Annotated in this window: 21 protein-coding genes and 1 other RNA gene; 7 read left to right on the top strand and 15 right to left on the bottom strand. The window is 36.2% G+C overall.

What is annotated here, in order from left to right:
• Window positions 1-214: 214 nt before the first annotated feature.
• Entirely contained in the window at window positions 215-415 is a 201-nt protein-coding gene (locus tag KGF86_RS06020; protein ID WP_186869743.1) for a cold-shock protein, read from the top strand.
• A gap of 48 nt (window positions 416-463) precedes the next feature.
• Here the strand turns inward: KGF86_RS06020 and KGF86_RS06015 are convergent, their stop codons facing one another.
• Together KGF86_RS06015 and KGF86_RS06010 are read right to left on the bottom strand one after the other, a co-directional pair.
• Window positions 464-982, bottom strand: coding sequence for an isoprenylcysteine carboxyl methyltransferase family protein (locus KGF86_RS06015; RefSeq protein ID WP_186869744.1), 519 nt, complete (start codon window positions 980-982; stop codon window positions 464-466).
• Window positions 982-2,067 (bottom strand): type III polyketide synthase, encoded by a 1,086-nt coding sequence (locus KGF86_RS06010; protein WP_211741354.1) that lies wholly within the window; start codon window positions 2,065-2,067, stop codon window positions 982-984. Before KGF86_RS06010 ends, KGF86_RS06015 begins: the two co-directional genes overlap by 1 nt.
• 242 nt (window positions 2,068-2,309) lie before the next feature.
• Here KGF86_RS06010 and KGF86_RS06005 point away from each other — a divergent pair, with 242 nt between their 5' ends.
• From KGF86_RS06005 to KGF86_RS05995, 3 genes are all read left to right on the top strand, one after another.
• A complete protein-coding gene (locus tag KGF86_RS06005) occupies window positions 2,310-2,447 on the top strand; it encodes a cytochrome c oxidase subunit 2A (protein WP_186869746.1) in 138 nt (45 codons plus the stop codon).
• A 24-nt stretch (window positions 2,448-2,471) separates the two neighbouring features.
• Complete coding sequence (locus tag KGF86_RS06000) at window positions 2,472-2,975, top strand: cytochrome c oxidase subunit II (protein WP_186869747.1); 504 nt, start codon at window positions 2,472-2,474, stop codon at window positions 2,973-2,975.
• Window positions 2,976-3,055: 80 nt separating this feature from the next.
• A complete protein-coding gene (locus KGF86_RS05995; RefSeq protein WP_246521386.1) occupies window positions 3,056-4,663 on the top strand; it encodes a b(o/a)3-type cytochrome-c oxidase subunit 1 in 1,608 nt (535 codons plus the stop codon).
• A 200-nt stretch (window positions 4,664-4,863) separates the two neighbouring features.
• On the opposite strand, the gene KGF86_RS05990 is transcribed toward KGF86_RS05995, so the two are convergent.
• From KGF86_RS05990 to KGF86_RS05960, 7 genes are all read right to left on the bottom strand, one after another.
• Window positions 4,864-6,363: a carboxypeptidase M32 gene (locus KGF86_RS05990; RefSeq protein WP_211741352.1), complete on the bottom strand. Its 1,500-nt coding sequence runs from the start codon at window positions 6,361-6,363 to the stop codon at window positions 4,864-4,866.
• A complete protein-coding gene (locus KGF86_RS05985; protein WP_211741351.1) occupies window positions 6,363-7,505 on the bottom strand; it encodes a THUMP domain-containing class I SAM-dependent RNA methyltransferase in 1,143 nt (380 codons plus the stop codon). The genes KGF86_RS05990 and KGF86_RS05985 overlap by 1 nt, the downstream gene beginning before the upstream one ends.
• Window positions 7,506-7,634: 129 nt before the next feature.
• Window positions 7,635-8,009, bottom strand: an RNA gene (gene rnpB / locus KGF86_RS05980) — RNase P RNA component class B.
• Between the two features lie 64 nt (window positions 8,010-8,073).
• Entirely contained in the window at window positions 8,074-8,382 is a 309-nt protein-coding gene (gene gpsB / locus KGF86_RS05975) for a cell division regulator GpsB (protein WP_186869751.1), read from the bottom strand.
• 210 nt (window positions 8,383-8,592) lie between these two features.
• Window positions 8,593-8,991 carry a cytidine deaminase gene (locus KGF86_RS05970; protein ID WP_186869752.1) on the bottom strand — a complete coding sequence of 133 codons (399 nt, stop codon included), beginning with the start codon at window positions 8,989-8,991 and terminating at the stop codon, window positions 8,593-8,595.
• 71 nt (window positions 8,992-9,062) lie between these two features.
• On the bottom strand, window positions 9,063-9,413 hold the full coding sequence (locus tag KGF86_RS05965; protein WP_211741350.1) for a DUF1798 family protein: 351 nt from the start codon (window positions 9,411-9,413) through the stop codon (window positions 9,063-9,065).
• A gap of 97 nt (window positions 9,414-9,510) precedes the next feature.
• Complete coding sequence (locus KGF86_RS05960) at window positions 9,511-9,720, bottom strand: hypothetical protein (RefSeq protein WP_186869754.1); 210 nt, start codon at window positions 9,718-9,720, stop codon at window positions 9,511-9,513.
• Window positions 9,721-9,879: 159 nt separating this feature from the next.
• Between KGF86_RS05960 and KGF86_RS05955 the strand changes: the two genes are divergently transcribed.
• A complete protein-coding gene (locus tag KGF86_RS05955) occupies window positions 9,880-9,981 on the top strand; it encodes a spore protein (protein WP_211741349.1) in 102 nt (33 codons plus the stop codon).
• A gap of 274 nt (window positions 9,982-10,255) precedes the next feature.
• Here the strand turns inward: KGF86_RS05955 and KGF86_RS05950 are convergent, their stop codons facing one another.
• From KGF86_RS05950 to KGF86_RS05935, 4 genes are all read right to left on the bottom strand, one after another.
• Complete coding sequence (locus tag KGF86_RS05950; RefSeq protein WP_186869755.1) at window positions 10,256-10,939, bottom strand: ABC transporter ATP-binding protein; 684 nt, start codon at window positions 10,937-10,939, stop codon at window positions 10,256-10,258.
• Window positions 10,929-13,442, bottom strand: coding sequence for an FtsX-like permease family protein (locus tag KGF86_RS05945; protein ID WP_211741348.1), 2,514 nt, complete (start codon window positions 13,440-13,442; stop codon window positions 10,929-10,931). Before KGF86_RS05945 ends, KGF86_RS05950 begins: the two co-directional genes overlap by 11 nt.
• On the bottom strand, window positions 13,439-13,834 hold the full coding sequence (locus KGF86_RS05940) for a hypothetical protein (RefSeq protein ID WP_186869757.1): 396 nt from the start codon (window positions 13,832-13,834) through the stop codon (window positions 13,439-13,441). The genes KGF86_RS05945 and KGF86_RS05940 overlap by 4 nt, the downstream gene beginning before the upstream one ends.
• Before the next feature lie 677 nt (window positions 13,835-14,511).
• Window positions 14,512-15,459: a DUF2515 family protein gene (locus tag KGF86_RS05935; protein WP_186869758.1), complete on the bottom strand. Its 948-nt coding sequence runs from the start codon at window positions 15,457-15,459 to the stop codon at window positions 14,512-14,514.
• A 105-nt stretch (window positions 15,460-15,564) separates the two neighbouring features.
• Here KGF86_RS05935 and recU point away from each other — a divergent pair, with 105 nt between their 5' ends.
• Together recU and KGF86_RS05925 are read left to right on the top strand one after the other, a co-directional pair.
• Window positions 15,565-16,149, top strand: a complete 585-nt coding sequence (gene recU, locus KGF86_RS05930; RefSeq protein ID WP_186869759.1) for a Holliday junction resolvase RecU — start codon at window positions 15,565-15,567, stop codon at window positions 16,147-16,149.
• Window positions 16,150-16,166: 17 nt separating this feature from the next.
• Complete coding sequence (locus KGF86_RS05925; RefSeq protein ID WP_211741347.1) at window positions 16,167-18,872, top strand: transglycosylase domain-containing protein; 2,706 nt, start codon at window positions 16,167-16,169, stop codon at window positions 18,870-18,872.
• Between the two features lie 45 nt (window positions 18,873-18,917).
• Here the strand turns inward: KGF86_RS05925 and nth are convergent, their stop codons facing one another.
• Together nth and KGF86_RS05915 are read right to left on the bottom strand one after the other, a co-directional pair.
• Window positions 18,918-19,574, bottom strand: coding sequence for an endonuclease III (gene nth, locus KGF86_RS05920; protein WP_186869761.1), 657 nt, complete (start codon window positions 19,572-19,574; stop codon window positions 18,918-18,920).
• The gene (locus KGF86_RS05915; RefSeq protein WP_186869762.1) at window positions 19,574-20,260 is read right to left on the bottom strand and encodes a DnaD domain-containing protein; all 687 of its coding nucleotides are present in this window, start codon (window positions 20,258-20,260) and stop codon (window positions 19,574-19,576) included. Before KGF86_RS05915 ends, nth begins: the two co-directional genes overlap by 1 nt.
• Window positions 20,261-20,282: the final 22 nt, after the last annotated feature.

The raw sequence follows: 20,282 nt of genomic DNA, 5'->3' as shown, positions 1-20,282 counted from the left end.
GTATTATATACCAATTTGCAACTTGACTGACATATCAAAATAAGCTATATTTATCACAAGCAATGAAGATTTATGGATCATTAAAAGTGGTAGCTTCGAACGGAAGAAGTGGGTTGATATGATCCAGTCTTTCTTTAAGAGCTGCCTTTTTTGATACTCATTTTTCTGATTTGTATTATCACGATTACGTGAAGGTTTTAGGAGGATTATTTACATGGAAAACGGAGTAGTAAAATGGTTTAATGCAGAAAAAGGCTATGGTTTCATTTCTGTTGAAGGTGGGAACGATGTATTCGTTCACTATTCAGCTATCCAAGGTGAAGGCTTTAAGACACTAGAAGAAGGCCAAGAAGTTTCCTTCGAGATCGTTGAAGGTGAACGTGGTCCACAAGCAGCTAACGTAGTTAAAAAATAAAAAAACCTATATAATGAAGAACGGTAATCAAAGTTGATTACCGTTTTTTTATAGCTTTGGTATCGAAGTTAATGCTTTCTCCTCTGCTGGAATTCGAATCCTTAATAACAACACATGGAGTATTGGGAATACAATTGCACTTAGATACGCACCAAATAACATCGGAATCACAAAGAGTTCAACAGCTACAATAACGTAATTCGGATGCTTTATATATTTATAAGGACCCTTTTTAATTAAGGCCACTCTAGGCATAACAATGATTTTAGTGTTCCAAAATCGCCCAAGAGAGTAGATGCACCAAAACCTAGCCAACTGTGCCAATAAAAATACGAAAAAATAGAAATAACTAAAGACAACCTCCTGATTAACCAATTTCATCGATGTTTCTAAAAAGACGCTTATAAAAAACAGAATATGTAAATAAATAAACCATTTGTAATGTGCACTTCCTGTTTCGATTCCCCCTCTTGCCTTCATCCATTTCTCATTTTGTTTAGCAATAACTAATTCTACTAATCGTTGTCCAATAATAAATAAAATTAACATCCACATCCATAATGCCATTATTCATCCCACTCCAGTAATAATATTTCAGAACTAAAACCAGGCCCTAATGCACAGACAATGCCTTTATTTCCAGGTACCATATCCTGCTGTAACCATTCTCGTAAAACATAGAGCACCGTGGAGGAGGACATATTGCCATGATCTTCTAGTATCTTATACGTATATTTAAGTCTCTCTTTCGGAATATGTAATGCGTTTATCATGGCTTCGATTACCTTCTTTCCTCCAGGATGTGCGATTACACTATGAATATCCTCTACCTGTAAACCCGTATCCTGTAAAAACATTTCCATATGGGGCTTCCAAACGGTGTTAACTAGTGTAGGAATACTCTTTGAGAAAATAACTTCAAATCCTGTATTGACTACCTTCCACCCCATTACATCTGTAGAATTCTTCGCGGTATACGAGCTATAAGATTGAATAACCGGTAAGGGCTTATTCAGCTTATTGCGAAACGGAGACTTTTCTCCAATGAGTAATACAGCACTAATCCCATCTCCAAATAAAGCTGTTCCAACTAAATTACTTTTCTTATTATCTGTTTTTTGAAATGTAAGACTACACAGCTCACAAGTGACTAGCATAGCGACTTTACTTGGATTGGCCTTCAGCCAATTAAACACTCTAGATAATCCAATCGCTCCACCAGCACACCCTAATCCCCAAAGAGGCATTCGGTCTACATTAGGCCGAAATGGACGTTTGTTCATCAAATAGGCATCCACAGAAGGAGTAGAAACACCGGTACTAGATACAAATGAAAGTAAGTCAATATCCTCATAGGATATTGCCTCTATCAGATTAGCACGCTGTAAGCAATCATCCATTGCTTGAGTAGCATAATCAATCGAATATTGCTGGTACAAGCCATTACGTTCTTCAAAGCTGTGATCCGTTAAAAACCAATCCTCCTCTACTACAAATTGTCTAGATTGGATCGAAGCATTATCAAATACTGGTAAAAGTCTCGTTACTTCCCTTTCTGAGTACTGAAAAATCTTCTGTACTAAATCTTTTACTTGATTTTGAGCTATTTCATATTTTGGTATAGCTCTCCCAACAGAACAAATAATTGTCATGGTCTCACCTTTTAAAAAGCCATTTTTGAAGTTAGTTTGTTACGCTTTTCATAATTTATTACTTATTTTTACATATTTCTGCCACAATTCATTTCGTTCTCTTCTTATAAAACGCAGTAATACCAAGGATTCCAAGGCACTATTGAACAAAAGATGAACGTTAGCTGATTGGCATTTTCTGTATTGGAAATTTGTGTATGATGAAGGTGTAATAACTAACAAATCAAAAGGGAGGATCTCTTATGCGAAATCAAGAAACAAAAAAAGCATCTGAGAAAGAAAAGCCCGAACTAAAAGGTACCTTCATTTCAGTAATGCTATTAGGTGTATTTATCATCATCAGTTGGATTGGTGCATTTGCGTTATTTATTTCGAGGTAACTAAGAAAAGGAGTGTGAATGAGGATGCATTTGCATAAGTATGAAAAAATCTGGTTAACATTTGGAATTGGTTCCCTAATTGTATTCTTAAGCGTGCTAGGTTATGGCGCATTCTGGCAAGGAACACATCCACAAAGTCATGGCGTTACCATCGACCCAAACAATATTGAGTCAAATGAAGCCTTTAAACCAGAAAACTTAGGGTTAACACAGGTAGACGATGATAAGTATATCGTAAACATTGCTGCTAGTGCCTTCTATTATGACTTGGGAAAGGATGAGGAAGGAAATTCGGTGAAACACATCCGGATTCCTAAAGGATCAACGGTTCTATTCCAGGTAGCAACAAAAGATGTTGTTCACGGTTTTAATGTTGCTGGCACAAATGTAAACATGATGGTTGAACCAGGTTATGTAAGTAGTCTCGAAACCGTTATGAACAAACCGGGTACGTATACCATTGTATGTAACGAGTATTGTGGAATTGGGCATCATCTAATGTATGCCACCTTGGAGGTGTATGAATAATGCAGTTAGCAAGAAAAGTAATCGATAGACAAACTTCCGCTCTGGCATTACCTATATCTAAACCTGAATCAAGACTTTATATGTCGTTTCTATCTATTGCATTTATCTCATTATTTATAGGTGGACTAATGGGCTTACTACAAGTTTTCGTACGTACAGGAAAATTCACCTTACCATTTGGGATTGACTATTATCAAGTTCTTACCGTACATGGTGTCATTTTAGGGCTAGTCTTAACCACCTACTTTATTATAGGGTTTCATTTTTCCTTAATGGGAAAAACAGTAGGTATTTCAGATAAACAACGTAAGATTGCATGGATTGCCTTTTGGATTATGGTAATCGGTACGATTCTAACAGCTACCATGATTCTGCTTGGTGAAGCAAGTGTACTCTATACATTCTATGCACCACTTCGAGCACATCCGGTATTCTATATTGGGCTTGCATTAGTTGTTGTTGGTAGCTGGATAGCTGGATTTGTCAACTGGCATCAATTAGCTGTTTGGAAAAAAGCACATCCAGGTGAAAAATCACCACTTCTTGCCTTTATGGTTACCATCAATACCATTCTATGGTTTATTGCTTCATTAGGTGTTGCTGTAGCAGTACTCATTCAGTTTATCCCATGGTCTCTTGGATTTGCAGAAACCATTAATGTGTTGGTAAGCAGAACATTATTTTGGTATTTTGGTCATCCATTAGTCTATTTCTGGTTACTGCCTGCATATATGGCTTGGTATGCTATTATTCCTAAAATCATCGGTGGTAAATTATTTAGTGATTCATTAGCTAGAATGTCATTTGTATTATTCCTATTCTTCTCGATCCCAGTTGGATTTCACCATCAGTTAACAGAACCTGGTATAGATCCAACATGGAAGTTCATTCAAGTGGTATTAACCTTTATGGTTGTCATTCCAAGTTTAATGACCGCGTTTTCCATGTTTGCAACATTCGAAATTACTGGTCGTCGTAAAGGTGCAAAAGGATTATTTGGCTGGTTAAAAAAGTTACCTTGGAAAGATGTCCGTTTCCTAGCTCCATTTATTGGAATGGTAGCCTTTATTCCTGGTGGCGCTGGCGGAATTATAAACGCATCACACCAAATGAACGCAGTAGTACACAATACGATTTGGGTAACAGGTCACTTCCATTTGACTGTTGCTACAACCGTAATGCTAACTTTCTTTGGAATTAGCTATTGGTTAATACCGCATCTAAGAGGTCGTAAACTAACACCGAAGATTAATCGTTTAGGTATCATTCAAGCTATTGTCTGGGCTGTTGGTATGTCCATCATGTCTGGTGCCATGCATATACAGGGACTATTAGGTGGACCTAGACGCTCCTCTTACTCTGAGTATGCTGGCGGTGACCAGGTAACAGAATGGATTGGATACCAAATGGCTCAAGCTATTGGTGGAACAATCTTGTTTGTCGGTATTCTTTTAATGGTTTACATTTTTATCAAACTAACTTTCTTTGCTCCAAAGGGTGAAGAAGAATTTCCAATTGCTGAAGAGGAAGAAAATGCTGAAGCTACACCTGCTTACTTTGAAAATTGGAAATTATGGATTGGTATTACCGTAGTATTAATTCTTGCAGCATATACGATACCTTTTATTGATATTATACAACATTCACCAGCAGGATCTGTACCATTTGATTTTCCAATAGGGCGATAAATTCTATCCAGTAATGAACTGGTAGCCTTAATAAAAGAATTCTGTATCTAGATGATACGGAATTCTTTTATTAAGAAGCATATGATTAGTGAAAAACAATCTGATTTACTTGATTAGTAGGCTAATTCTGTAACAGCTATTGCTTTTTCCATAGTCTTGCCATGTCTTACTCTAACAAAGATACCGACTACCAAAATTACTTATAGCTTATAAATTTCACGATATTTGCTTGTTAAATAGTTTATTAGATAGTCTGGATTTAATCCCTCTCCAGTAACATCTTTTAAGATATCTAGTGGTTTTTTCATTTTACCATACTGATGGATATTCTCAGTAAGCCACTTACGGATTGGAGCAAAATCTCCTGATTTAATAACCTCATCTATCTGAATCGATTCACTCATTTTATCCTTAAATTGTGCTGCATACATATACCCTAATGCATACGATGGGAAATAACCGAAGTCTCCACCTGCCCAGTGAATGTCTTGCAGTACTCCTTCTTTATCTGTTGGTGGTTCAACTCCTAGGTACTCTACCATTTTCTCATTCCATAATTGCGGTAAGTCTTTTACCTCAATCTCTCCGTTAATTAATGCTTTTTCTAATTCATATCGTATCATAATATGAAGTGGGTATGTTAATTCATCAGCCTCTATTCGAATTAAAGATGGTTTGACTTCATTAACCGCTTGATAAAAATCATGTAAATCTACTTGTGCAAAATGCTGTGGTGCGTACTTTTTAAATACGTCATAATGGGATTCCCAGAACACATTATTTCTGCCTAAAAAGTTTTCCCAGAATAAGGACTGTGATTCATGAATACCCATCGAAGTTCCAGACGCAAGTGGGGTACCTTCTAATCGTTTATCAATATTTTGCTCATATAATGCATGTCCTGCTTCATGAATAATTCCAAAAACAGCCATACGGAAATCCTGTTCATCATATCGAGTAGTAATTCGAACATCATTTAAGTTGATAGTAATTTCAAAAGGATGAATCGTATCGTCTAATCGACCAGCATCAAAATCGTACCCCATACGATTTAAAATTTCTACAGAAAATGCTTCTTGAGCTTGTTTAGGAAAATGTGCCGTTAATAAATCAGTATTAGGCTTGACGGAACTTTGCTGTATCTTTTGAAGTAGCTCCGAAAGTGATTTGCGCACTTTTGGAAATACCTCATCTAACGTTTTCACTGTTACACCTGGTTCATAATTATTTAATAAAGCATCATAAATATTTACTTTATAGCCCCAGTAATTCGCAAACTTGATGTTATATGCTACTAGCTTCTCTAAGTACGGTTGAAATAAAGAGAAATCAGCTTTATTTCTCGCCTCTTGCCATACTGCTTCCGATTTGGATTGGAGCATAACATACTCTCTATACTCATCTTCTGGTATTTTTCGATTCTTCTCATAGGTATCGAGGCACTCGAGTACTGACTTTTGAATAATTTCATCTTCCGTATTATCCTTTAATGCGTCAATGAAAGCCTTCATTTTATCAGAAACTTGCATTTGATGTATTTTTTGTGATAGATAGCCTACTACTTCTGAGCGCTGCTCCACACCTTTTTTTGGGATCTTCGTACGTAAATCCCATTGGATTAATGTTACCGCCTCACGCATTGCGTTAATTTCTTTCAGATAATCCTTAAATTCCTTTTCCATTTCCGAAATAGTTGCCATTATACTTCCCCCTTTACTTTTTTCCCGAAGTATTGATAGTAATCGGTCTTAATAAATCCATTAAATAGCTTTCTTTTTTTAGTAGCTTTTGTTCCGTAATGCTTTTCAAATGATTCAAGAGCTGTTAAAACATATACACTCCAGGATGGATGATTCTTCATAATATTCCCCAAATCCTTATACATCTTTTGTACTGCTTCCTGATCACCAATACGTTGACCATAAGGTGGATTGGCGATAATATAACCATTTTCATTACGGATAGTTAAGTCACTTACTTGCATTTGTTTCCAGGTTACTAATTCACCTAAGCCTGCTTCTAAACTGTTCGCCTTCGAAATCTCAATCATTTTATGATCGATATCACTTCCGATGATGTCTAGCTTCTGATCATAGTTGGCTAAATCTTCTGCTTCCTGAAAGGCTTCATCCCAATACTTATTGCGAATAATTTCCCATTCCTCCGCAGCAAATTCTCTATTAAATCCTGGGGCAATATTTTGACCAATCAAAGCTGCTTCAATAGGTATCGTTCCAGATCCACAAAAAGGATCAATTAACGGGAATTCCGGACGCCAGTTTGTAAGTAAAACCAATGCAGCTGCCATTGTTTCTTTTAATGGTGCTTCCCCTTGTCCAACACGATACCCTCTTTTATGTAATCCTACTCCGGATGTATCAATCGTTAATAACGCCATATCCTTTAATAACGATACTTCTACTTTATACATTGCACCTGTTTCTGGCATTTTGGATGCCATTCCATACTTTCGTTTTAAACGCTCTGCAATAGCTTTTTTCACTATCTTCTGACAATCTGGAACACTATAGAGTGTTGATTTAACCGATTTACCGGATACAGGGAATTGACCTTCCTCACTTATATACTCTTCCCAGGCCAGTGCCTTCGTACCTTCAAAAAGTTCATCAAACGTAGTCGCTTTGAATTCACCTACAACTAACTTGACCCTATCAGCCGTTCTAAGCCAAAGATTACACCTTGGAATGGCTGAGATTGGAGCTTCAAAAATTACTTTCCCATTATCCACTTCTACCTCATAACCAAGCTTCCGTACTTCTTCTGCTACTACCGATTCTAGTCCCATAGCAGCTGTTGCGATTAATTTAATATGCTTTGCCATTTACAAAATCCCTTCATTGTTGGAGTGAACGTAACGTTAGTTTACCACACATTTACTATATAAATAAAATAACCTCTCCGCAGTATGCAGAAAGGTTATTGGAATAATCATATGTAAGACCATTGAATACTCGATAAGCCATGTTCTGTACCATTGTACTCCAAACGGTGGTCAGCCTCGTACTCCGGTTGTAATCATCTATCTACAGGAATTACCTGTCCCTCGTTCGGTTCATTTCCCTAATAAAGGATGCCCCTACCATAATTTGGGTTGCTCACTCGTGGGGTTTACCTCGTTCCACCTAAAGTGTTTCCACTTTAGCTCCGTCACTGTGGCACTTTCAAGGCTATCATTCCATATCTTGCGACTTAGGAACTTCACCTGCCGTTAGTCTTTAAAGACTACCTTGACTTATGAATTCGTCAAGCACGAACACTACAAACATCGCAGTTTGTGTGAGCATGGACTTTCCTCTGCACAAACGTGCAGCGATTACATGAGTATTCAATTTATCGCTAAAATTTATCTTACCATATTCCGAAACTTATTTCACTGGTAATTATTGGATTTATGAATCAGCGTTTGCGTACTTACTACCAAATACAGCTTTTTCTAAATTAGAAAGACGTTTTAATACATCATAATTAACTTGTTGAGGGACTGGATTAGTCGATCTTGTTCTTACTTGTCCTTCACTATTTTTTTTCAATCGTTGGATTTCTTGTTTTAGGCGATCTATTTCCTGACCAAATGCCTCATAATCTTGAATAACAACGTCTAGAAATTCATCTACTTCTTCTTGGTTATATCCGCGCATTGCTGTTTTGAAATCTTTTTCAAGAATATCTTTTCCACTTAATTGAACACGATTTTGCATGGCTTCTTCACCCCATCTAATGTAATCATCTAAATTTATTAGTATCAACTATTAACTGTAAAACAAGTTATTTTACTATATGTATATCGTTCGTATTTTATTATAGCAAAAAAGTAAGAAGCAGGACAATCCGCTTCTTACTTTAATTTACCACAAGTTCCGCTATTTTTCAGTACAAAATACCGGTATTTATTGTCATGTTACTATGTATTATTTTTCCATATCTGTTTTTTGGAAGGAGAATGGAAGTAATTCATCCACCTTAACTGTCATCGTATTGTCATGTAGATTAGTTAGGTGTACCTTCATCTCTCCAGCAAAAAATTCACTCATCACTTGGCGACATGAACCGCATGGCGGTACCGGTCTTTCCGTATCGGCAACAACAGCCATCTCAACAAATTCAGTTTCTCCTTCAGAAATTGCCTTGAATATTGCAACTCTTTCAGCACATAAAGAAACTGGGTATGCTGCGTTTTCAATATTACATCCAGTATATATTTTTCCTGACTTCGTTAAAAGCGCAGCACCAACAGAAAAATTCGAATATGGGACATATGCCCTTTCTCTAATTTCAATTGCTTTTTCTATCAGTTCATTTTTAGACATTACCTTTCCCCCTCTCGGTGTGTGGAAGCTAATTATATTAAAAGTTGTCAGAATTGTAAAGATAAAGGCAGTTAGTCCAAAGCTCGTATCAATTGATCCAATACGTATAGGACAGACTGGTGTAATTCCATATATCGCCTACGTCGAACATCCACATAGTAACTATGCATTAATAATAGTTCCATATTTTCTCGTGTGGATACAATTTGATTTGGGTGTACACTTATCTTACTCGCTTTGATCACTTCTAATGCAAGTGCTTCCCATTTCTCTAAAAGCACGTATACAGGCAAAGTCTTCACCCGTACCATTTCAAAATAAACTTTATCCTTCCTGTCTTCTGGAGGATCTGTTTGTTCAAATATATCTTTCAGTTTCACTAATTCTTGTTTAAGTTGATTTGTATACTCAATTAATCGCATGGTTACGCCTCTATTCATCCGTTCTTACCTATACCATATCATGTTTAGCAAATTTAGGCATTAAACCAAGCTTATCATATTAAATCGATACAATAATTCATTGTTTTAGTAACGAATGGATTGTCAGTTTAACCTGTTCATATTCATATAGTTGTTCTTCATAATGTTGCTCTATTGAGTTATTTACGCTTATAGTTAAACGTTGCTCTACCTTTCGCGTAATATCCCCAAGTTGTAACAATGCTGTCTCAAAATCTTTTCGGCAAGCGCCACTAACTTCTGTAACTTTCACTAGTGCTAGTCCCATTATTATCACCTCACGAATTTAGTCTCTTACCTTTACTATTCGTTAAGATTAAGCTGACTCCTTCCTGTTCGACAAAACTAGAAGTAATCGTACAAAACTAGTGAGGATACTCATTTTTTTTCATTAATTAGACAAACTATTAGTAAAGGAGGTTATCTGATGAAAGGCAACCATAAAAACAAACAAAAAGAAAATGAGAATGGGAAATCATTAAAAACTGGTGATAAGAAATTAAACGGCCCTAATCGCCCATCAACATAACATTAGAAGATTTAGTTATCTTTTTTGAACGAGGCTGGGACAAAAGTCTTTATAATTGAACAAAAATCGAACCTATCTTAGCTAGAGAAAAGATGCCGATTCGGAAATATAATTCATTTCCGCGGCAGCTGCCTTAGCCCTCTCAGAGCAAAAGCTCATCAGTCTCATCTAGGCCTTTCTTCCCGCAGGAGTCTCCATATATTTCCTGCGCTAAGATAGTGTATTGATTTGCTTTTTTAGTCTAACTTATTGTATTGTTCCAGCCTCATTCGCATTATCGTACTATGCTGATTGTTCTATCAATTAATTGACCATTCCTTATTTCAAAATGCGCATCACCATATTTGGTAAGCTCCAAATCATGGGTTACGAGTATAATGGTAACGACATTTTGGTGAATTTCTTGTAGGATTTCTATAATTTGATCACGTTTTTCTATATCTAGGTTCCCCGTAGGCTCGTCACATAAAATTAACTGAGGATTATTAATAAGTGCTCTAGCGATAGCTGTTCGTTGCTGTTCCCCACCAGATAATTGAGAAGGCATATGATTTTTCCTATGAAGCATTCCTACCATGTCTAGCAGTTTTTCAGCTTTTTCTTCCGCGACTTTTCTAGGTTCGTAAGGCAAAAGCGGAATCATTACATTGGTTTGGACATCAAATTGCTCAAACAATTGAAAGTCCTGAAAGATATATCCAACAGAATTTCTACGAAAACTTCTTCGTTCCTCTTCATTTGCCTTTATTGCATCCAGATGTCCAAGTACAACTTGTCCATTATCAGCTTGCTCGATTGCTGATAATAGACGTAATAAGGTAGTTTTACCAGAACCAGAAGGGCCAGTTATGTTTAACCATGTACCTGATTCAATGGAAAAATCAATGTTATTCAATACTTGAATTAATTCTGTACCTTTTTGATAGGACTTACTGACATTTTGAAGTTTAATTTGCAATCTTTTCTCCTCCTTCAATTACTTGGTGTAACGAATACATCGAACAACCTAGCGCCACAGCAAAGACAAGAAGGAATCCTGCTATTCCTAGCAAAACCGTATCAAATGATACATCCGTCATAGACCATGTGATGAATAGACTGACTACCCAACCGAATGCGGTAGTTAAACCTGCCCATAAGAAAACTTCTTTCACAAAATAGGTTCTTGTGGCACTTTTCCCCCACCCTAAAAATAAAAACAATTGAATTTCTTTTTTTCTTTTTTTCCACATGCGCCTTAGAGATTGATACACTGTTATTACAGTAAGAATATACAGCAGTACAACAATTACAATAAATAAACCTTCAATCTCCCCGTGGATATAGGAGCCAAGTCTTGTTTGAGTAGTACTCTCCACATTTTGTATTAAGAAGAACGGAAGGAAACACGTTAAAATCGTTGACAGAAATAGTTGTATACAGGAGGCTACTAAGCTATATTGGTAAAAATGTATATTTTGGATTGCTATATTCCTTCCTTGTCTTTTAATCAGTCTTGGTTTCCTCTTAATAGAGTGTTCCGCTATTACAAGCAAAACAACAAAGATACAACTCACGCCAATAGAAAATATAAAAGGCAACCAGTTATCAGCCCTGATGCCAAATAGGCTAAACCCTATTAAGACAATAAAGATAGGTGTACCTAACATCCATATCCATTCTTTATAACGAATTCGACCAATAACTTTTTCAGACCAACCAAGCTTGGCAAGTAATTGTTCATCTTTTTGCCTATCAGAAAGTAGGTTAAAGAAAGTAAATCCAACAAAGGTTATGGCAACAATCCCATATAGTACTGTTAACATTATTTGGAGTGTATTCCAGCTAGATATGACTGTATCTGCTGCCCCAAGTGTTGTAAATGGTTGTACTACCTTGCCAATTCCTTCTACATCTACCGTAATATCTTGTAAAGACGCTCCAGCTACAATGTCAACGGTAAAGCCTTTATTTTCCCACTCATTTGCAACGTCTCTAATAATTGCGGCAGCTGATTTGTCATAACCTTCTAGCTCTGCAATCTTTACCCGAATAGCGTCAATTGGTGCATTCCCCTTAATTTTTTCTGCCCAATCGATAGATATTAATCCATGGGCAGGGGTAGTAATGAAGCTACCAGGAACAGCTGAGGGGTGAAGTTTAATATCTCGATTAGAAGCTAAATAGGGCATTTCTCGACCGTAAATTCCGAGTGGAGAAGAAGCTAAATCCTCCGTGTTTTCTTGTATCGAAAAAAATCCAACATTATAAAACTCGAATGCTTCATCTCTATTTAACGGTTCTCTAGAAATTTCATCAAGTTCAAAAAACTCAATCTCCTGAATTTCTCGATATGTAGGAACATGATATACATCATCTATACCTGTCTGTTTAACTTCAAGGTTCTTTTTATCTATCAATTCATACTGAATCGGTTCTAGTTGATAACCAATATTTTGGCTTAAACTTTGATGAGCACCCCCTAACATGTTCTCTCCTGTTCCATCATCAGGTGCTAGCTTCATATTTTCATCAACATAAAGTAGGAGGTTCTCAAAGGGTGAAGGACCGTCTTCAGGTTTAAATGTATAGACTAATTCATTGTGAAGTCTTTTTTTACTTATAAATTCATCTACTACTCTATGATAAATATCAGGTTGTTCTATCATTCCTTGAATTGGATTTTCATTTATGAAACGACTGTTCCATTCCATTATTTCACTTTCTGTTGGTTCTTCTAAGTCATCGATTGTTAATTTAATTGTACTGGGGACTGGAACATCCTTTAAACTCAAAATTGGGATTGCCAAGTCTTGATCATCAACATAATGTCCAAATATATTCTCAACTGGCTTATTCAATAAACCTAAATCATGATGTGTTAATTTCTCTTCTTCTACTGCATCGACGGCTACCACTTGATGATAGGAAGTAGGAAAATAAAAGGTCGCTATTTCTTCTATGAAGAAATTATCACCTACTTCGAATGAGGAAGGGTATTGTACTCTAGGGGAATCAAAGTTACCTTGGAAATCATACATGAATGTATCTTCTTTTGATTTATATGAATTTACCCCATCACTAGTATAATAGTCTACCTCATAATATTGAAGATTTTCTCGTTCTATCATCCACGTACGTTTTCTAGCTGTGAAAAGTCCTATGGAAGCTACAGGGGCGGCAACCTCAACTTGTGGATGGTTTTTAATTTCCTCCCATTCTTCGATTGTGATACCCCCATCACCAACACCAAGATAATTCTCTTCAATAATATTCAATTGCTTTTCAACTTCTGTTTGCTTTCCGCCTGGGCGTATTAGAATATCATAGGATCCTCTTGAAAAATTTGTTATATCCCTTTTTACCTGCTCATTAGCTTCAGAAAGTATAGATAACGTGTAAGAAACAGTGCTTATAATAATTATAAGCACTGTTATGATAATAAAAATGAAACGCTTGTTGATAAGGTTTACTTTTTTCATTTATAAGCTATCCTTGCAGTTCCATAAAACCATGGGCTTGGTCCATAATCAACATTTGAAGCTTGAGCAGAGGTTGTATATACACGATATGAGTTTGTTCTCCATATATTAGTAAACTTTTTACTGTAGCTGCCATAACCCTCTTTTTTGGTTCCATTACCAAAATCAATTTTAAAATAGCTAGATCCGGAATAATTAGTATTTACAGTTAGTGTATATTCTTTATAAGCAATACCGTCAAAGTTTGCGGGACTTAAATTTACAGTAGTTTGGACTTGTATTAAATCAGGATCTAAATTAGGATCAATCATTTCTGCAGCAGATATTTCAACGTCATTAAACATAAAAACTAAACCAAGTGCCAATAAAGATACTAACAACATTTTTTTCATTAGAAAAACCTCCTGTTTTTGGAATTATAACTATTCACATTTAGAAGATCTTTGTTGCGTACTCTAATTATACTTTAAGTTTATAGCTATAAAATTCTTAAAGTAATTTAATAAACTATTTCCCCCTTTATGGATAATATTATACTTAGTAAAATAAGAGTTTTCAATAAATTCCCAATTAAATCAATTTTTACTAAAAGCAGATGATTCATGAGGATTATTTTATTAAATACAAGCAAAATACATGAAAATTTTCCTTAAATAAGCAAATGATTATTGTTAAGTAAATGTGTTAAACTTTTTTATAATATTTTGTAAAGACTATTTAGTTAATACTAGAATAGATCTTTAATTGTTACACACCATAGTATAAATAGTTGAAAGAAAAGTGAGTAATATGGAGGCTATAAAATACAGTATGTAAGATTATAACACGCTGAACAACTAATACATAAAAAAACAAGGGTACATATAAACGAAGCTACGACACTATAAAATTTGTAGGTTGTCCAACCTAATAATACTTTACTAGCGCCGAAAAAGAGCGAGGTCTATGTTATTCGGTATTTATAAGATAAACTATTGTCTCAGCACCTTCTTTTCACAAAGTTATGCATGAAAAACGCATAATTGAAATGCTATCCTACCATAACTATCTAAATATCCAGAAAAATTTGTCATGTTGTTCTTTCTTGCATCAAGGATTTTAAATGATAGTAACCATAAAAAACCTTTCGTTTTAAATAAAATGAGCCTCCTATTTCCTTAGGTTCAACTGCTACTGGTTCAAACCACTTCTTTTTAGTGCCCCCTAAATAAAACCAATCCCGACGAATACTATCTTGGTGATCGATTATAGGATAGACAAGTCTTAACATTGGACTCTTTGGAAGTGAAATGTCGTAGAGACTTTCATAATCTCTTCTTGAGCCAGTATGTTCGACCGTTACTATAAAATCCATCAAGCCAGAATAAACTTCAGGATGGAATATTTGTGAGGCTAGCTTTTTACCGAGTGTGATTCGATTGGTTACATTAGTAAACCCGTGAACATAACATCCATACAGACTTCCTCCTCTAGTAGGAAGTAAGACAGCATTAAGCATTAAATTATTTTGTAGCCAATATGGAAGACGGAAGAATACGCTTCTTTTAAAATACGGCTGCGTAATAACGGGACGTTGTATAACGTTTTGCTCATTTATTATAAGTGCCAGCATCAATCGTTCTTTATTGTTTGTTTTTCTAAATATTTCCCATTCATGAATCATAAAATCAGACACATGAAGTTCCTTTAAGATATCTACTAATGAATGCCCATGCTTAAATAACTCATAAGCTAATAATTGTGGGTAAGCATCGGAAAAAATCAGCCAATTTGCCCGTTCATAGGTCATGAATAAGTTTTGCAATTCCTTATTTCCAAGCATGTTTTTATACGGTGGTAAATATAAATCAGTCATATTCCATCCAGCATTTCTCGATACAATACTAGCAACTAATGCCCATTTTACTTCTGGATGTTTCAAGTAAAACTCTTGGTATGCTTTTGTACGTGATATGTTGTCTAGATTATGCTTATTCGTTCTATTTATTATATAATAGAGGTACTCCCGTTTTTTCATATATATGCCCTGCCCTATATGTGATATTTTGATCTATTTTTAACTTTAAAGTTACAATGCAGGAGTTTTTCTGATATGATACTGTTTATGCTAGGGGGGAAAGCCGTGAATTATCCAAATGGAAAACGGTCACTATCCAATATAAAAAGTAAAACGACGAATCAAACATTCTCAAATAGAGGTATGACACTGGAAGAGGATATTAACCAAACGAATCAATATTATTTGGACATGGATCTTGCTATCATTCACAAGAAACCCACACCCATTCAAATCGTAAAAGTTAACTATCCTAAGCGTAGTGCAGCTGTCATTACTGAAGCGTATTTCAAGCAAGCATCAACAACTGATTATAACGGATTATACCGAAATCATTACGTAGACTTTGAGGCAAAAGAAACGAAAAATAAACATTCATTTCCGCTAGCCAATGTGCATGAACATCAGATTCATCATATGGAATCAATTATTAAACACGGCGGCATATGTTTTATGATTATCCGATTTGCACATCACGATGAAACATATCTGTTAGAAGCAAAAGAATTATTAGCCTTTTGGTATGAAAAGGAAGCCGATGGTAGAAAATCAATACCATACACGCAAATTAAGCAAAGAGGACACTTCATTCCTTTTAAATACCAAACTAGAGTTGATTACCTTTCGATTATTGATCAACTTTATTTTTAGATTGGAGGTAGTGAGAAATGGCAGAAAATAGCCAAACTCGCACTGCGCGAAGAAAACAAAAAAAATCAAAAAAGAAACCATTATGGAAAAAGATATTATTAGCATTACTTATTATTTTTCTTGCAATCGGCATAGGTGTAGCTGGTTTATTTACTTATTATATTGCCACAGCACCAGAAATTGATGCATCAAAATTATCAGATCCACTTTCTTCAAAGGTCTATGATATGAATGGTGAAATCATCGCCGATCTTGGAGAATATAAACGGACAAAAATCTCGTATGACGACTTACCTGATATACTAATCGATGCCGTGACCGCGACTGAGGATGCTAGATTTTTTGATCATTCTGGGATCGACTTAAGAAGGATTGGTGGTGCTATTATAGCAAACATCCGCCACGGATTTGGTTCTGAAGGTGCAAGTACCATTACACAGCAAGTAGTAGAAAAATCTTTCTTAACACCAGATAAAGAAATCAAACTTAAAGTACAAGAACAATGGCTCGCCTTACTGCTAGAAAAAGATTATTCGAAAGAACAGATTTTAGAGATGTATTTAAATAAAATCTATTATGGATCTGGTGCTTATGGTGTGGCTAAAGCTGCCGAAACTTATTTTGGAAAAACCGATTTACATGAGCTAACCGTAGCAGAAGCAGCTATTTTAGCAGGGCTACCGCAAAGACCGTCTGCTTATGATCCATTTAAAAATCCGGATCTAACGAAAGAAAGAATGGAAACTGTACTAAAACTAATGGTTCGTCATGACAAAATAACACAAGAAGAAGCTGACGAAGCAATGAAAGTGGATATCCCTTCCCTACTAGTTGAAAAGAAAGAAGTATCGAATCCATACGATGCCTTCCTTCAGCAAGTAGAAAAAGAAGTACACGAAAAATTAGATGGTGCCGATATTTATTCTGATGGTCTACAAATTCACACCACCTTAGATAAGAACGCTCAAGACTATGTAGATCTATTATTATCAGATTCAGAAAATAATCCAGTTGCCTTCCCTAACGAGGACTTACATGCTGGACTAGTGTTACTTGATACAAAAACGGGAGCAATTCGTGCAATTGGTGGGGACCGCAATTATCAGAATGGCTGGAACTATGCAATTCAAGGTGGTAGCCAAGCTGGTTCTACCTTTAAGCCTATCGTAGCTTATGGCCCAGCCATTGAATACAATAAAATGTCTACTTATCATCAAATTAATGATGATAAGCCATACGAAATTGCAGGAACGGACCAAGCAATCCGAAATTGGAACAGAGCATATCAAGGCTGGATGACCGCTCGATATGCTTTACAAGAATCACTCAATGTTCCAGCAGTAAAAGTATTAGAAGAAGTTGGCTATGATAACTCGCAAAAATTTGCTAATAACCTGGGGATTGAATTTGCAAATGGTCGCCCACAATTAACGGATGCAATTGGTGGCGCCGATACCAATGTTAACCCACTACAATTAGCAGGAGCTTACCAAGCATTTGGTAATGAAGGTATACGATACGAGCCTTTTGCCGTTTCGAAAGTAGTGTACCCAGATGATCGAACAATTAACCTAGCGCCAGAACCAGAAGTTGCCATGTCTGATTATACAGCTTATATGATCTCTGACATGCTAAAAACTGCCTTAGCACAAGGTTCTTCTGGTGGACCGGCTCGAATTTCAGGTTTACCTATTGCAGCTAAAACAGGTACTACCAACTTAAAAGATGTGGAAGGTACAAAGGACTCATGGATTGCCGGTTACACTACGAACTATACAACTGCAATATGGGTCGGATATGACGAGTCTAACCGCACAATGAATGATGAAAAATGGGTAGCACATAATCTATTTAAACAGCTTATGACAAAAGTACACGAGAATGTTGAGACAGCTGATTTTGTAAAACCTGATTCGGTCGTAGAAGTAAAAGTAGAAAAAGGATCAAATCCTGCTGCCCTACCTAGTGAATATACACCTAGCTCTGAAATTGTTACGGAGTTATTTGTGAAGGGTACAGAGCCTAAAAAGACATCCGAGCGATTTGATATGCTTGATCCAGTTAAAGGATTAAAAGCGGAATACAAAGAAGATAATAATTCTATTTTAGTCACTTGGAATTATGATTCTGATGAAGAAGTTAACTTTGAAGTCTCAGCTAGTGTAAACGGTGGAGACATGCAAGTCCTCTCCTCTACGGAAGAGAAACAATTAGAAATCAGCCAAGTAACACCTGGTGCTGAATATACGATTCAAGTTGTAGTAAAAAGTAAAGATAATGACCAAATTCGCAGTGAACCACAATCTGTTAAGATTCAGCTAGATAATGAGGAAGAAGAGGAAGAGAATACTCCTATCAATGCTGTAAGTGGTCTTACTGCTGTATATGATCCAGCAACATCCATTATCGATGTAAATTGGGGCTATGATGGACCACCCGCTGCTTTCGAAGTTGTAGTGGAAGGCGCACAAGGTGGTACCCAGATGGTAGAATCTAAAGGAATTGAAATTAGTGGAAACTTTACTCCTGGTCAAGTTTACACCATACATGTAACAGCGATTGGCCAAAGAGGAGCTAATGAAGGATCCCGAGGGGAAACCCGTAGTACTTCTGTTGAAATTCCTGGAAATGATGATACTAATCCAGATCCAGAAGATGAAGCAGATGAAGCATCTAACCCTAATTCTGACAATCAGGGCGATGAAGACAATGGAGAAGAATAGTTGATTTAACTAAAAAAGCTGTCACAGTTTATCGTGACAGCTTTTTTAAATTGATTCTCGCTTTTTCATTCTCTTTTGGCCTTCTCTACATACTTCTAATAAGGGACATTCTGGACAATTCGGATTTTTCGCCTTGCAATGGTAACGTCCAAAAAAGATTAACCGATGATGGGTAACACTCCATTCATCCTTCGGTACCTTTTTCATTAACGTTTCCTCTACTTCAATGACGGAATCCTTCCAGCGGCAGATACCTAATCGTTTGGAAACCCGCTCTACATGTGTGTCTACAGCAATAGCCGGTTCACCAAAGGCAACAGATGCAACGACATTAGCCGTTTTTCGACCAACCCCTGCTAATTTTACTAGCTCATCTTTTGACCTTGGTACTTCCCCACTATATTCCTCAAGTAATACAGTGCAAAGCTTCTGAATGTTTTTTGCCTTATTACGATACAATCCGATAGACCGGATGTCATGCTGTAGTTCTTCAAGTGGTACGGCTAAATAATCCTCAGGTGTTTTATACTTTTGAAACAGATCCTTTGTAACTTTGTTTACTAGTGCATCTGTACATTGCGCTGATAATAAGACTGCTATTACAAGCTCAAATGGATTACTATGGGTTAACTCACATTCTGCATCTGGAAACATCTTACCTATTTCGTCTAAACAGAATCGAATTTGTTTCTTGTTTAACATTAGTCCTCTCCCTCTAGCCAATTATAATAAAATGATGTATCTCTTTTTGAATTATTTACATTACTTTGTTTGGTGGTCTGATTATCATGGAATCGCTTGGAGGCCTGACGAGCTTGTTCAACGGTATGAATCCCTTTCTTTTGCCATTCTCTAAGAATTCGGTCCATATATTTAAAGTTTAACTTAGCCATCAACACAGACTCTCGAAGTGCAGCCTTAATCAATGCTGGTGAGATCTTGTCCTCATCCAACCAAACATTAATCGTCTCTATTTCAAATGGTGAAAGTGGCCTACCAAATTCCTGTTCAAACAAAATAAATAATGTGCCATCATCATTGTCTTTCTTCTCTTCCTTTACAGGCTGGTATAATTTTTCCCATAATGGCTCAAGTGAATAGGATTCGCTTAACTGATTTTGACTGTTCTCTGAACGCTCAATCTTCAAGAGATTCCGTTGAATTAGCTTGCGGAGAATCTTCGAGCATTCATTATCGTCCACAGTCAAATAATCCGATATTTCATGTATAGTAGGAAAATCGTTGCCCTGTAAAATAAATCGATGGATGTGTAATATAACGGTTAAATCGGTCTCATTAAGCCCTAACGTTTTATAAGAGAGCAATAATTCACTCGGTATGCTTATTTGATTATTCATAATATCTTGAATCAACATGTTTTTTTTCATATAGTGCACCTCATATTAAGTA

The sequence above is a fragment of the Ornithinibacillus massiliensis genome (assembly GCF_018310345.1).
GTDB lineage: Bacteria > Bacillota > Bacilli > Bacillales > Amphibacillaceae > Ornithinibacillus > Ornithinibacillus massiliensis.
This window is presented reverse-complemented; position numbering and strand designations above follow the sequence as displayed.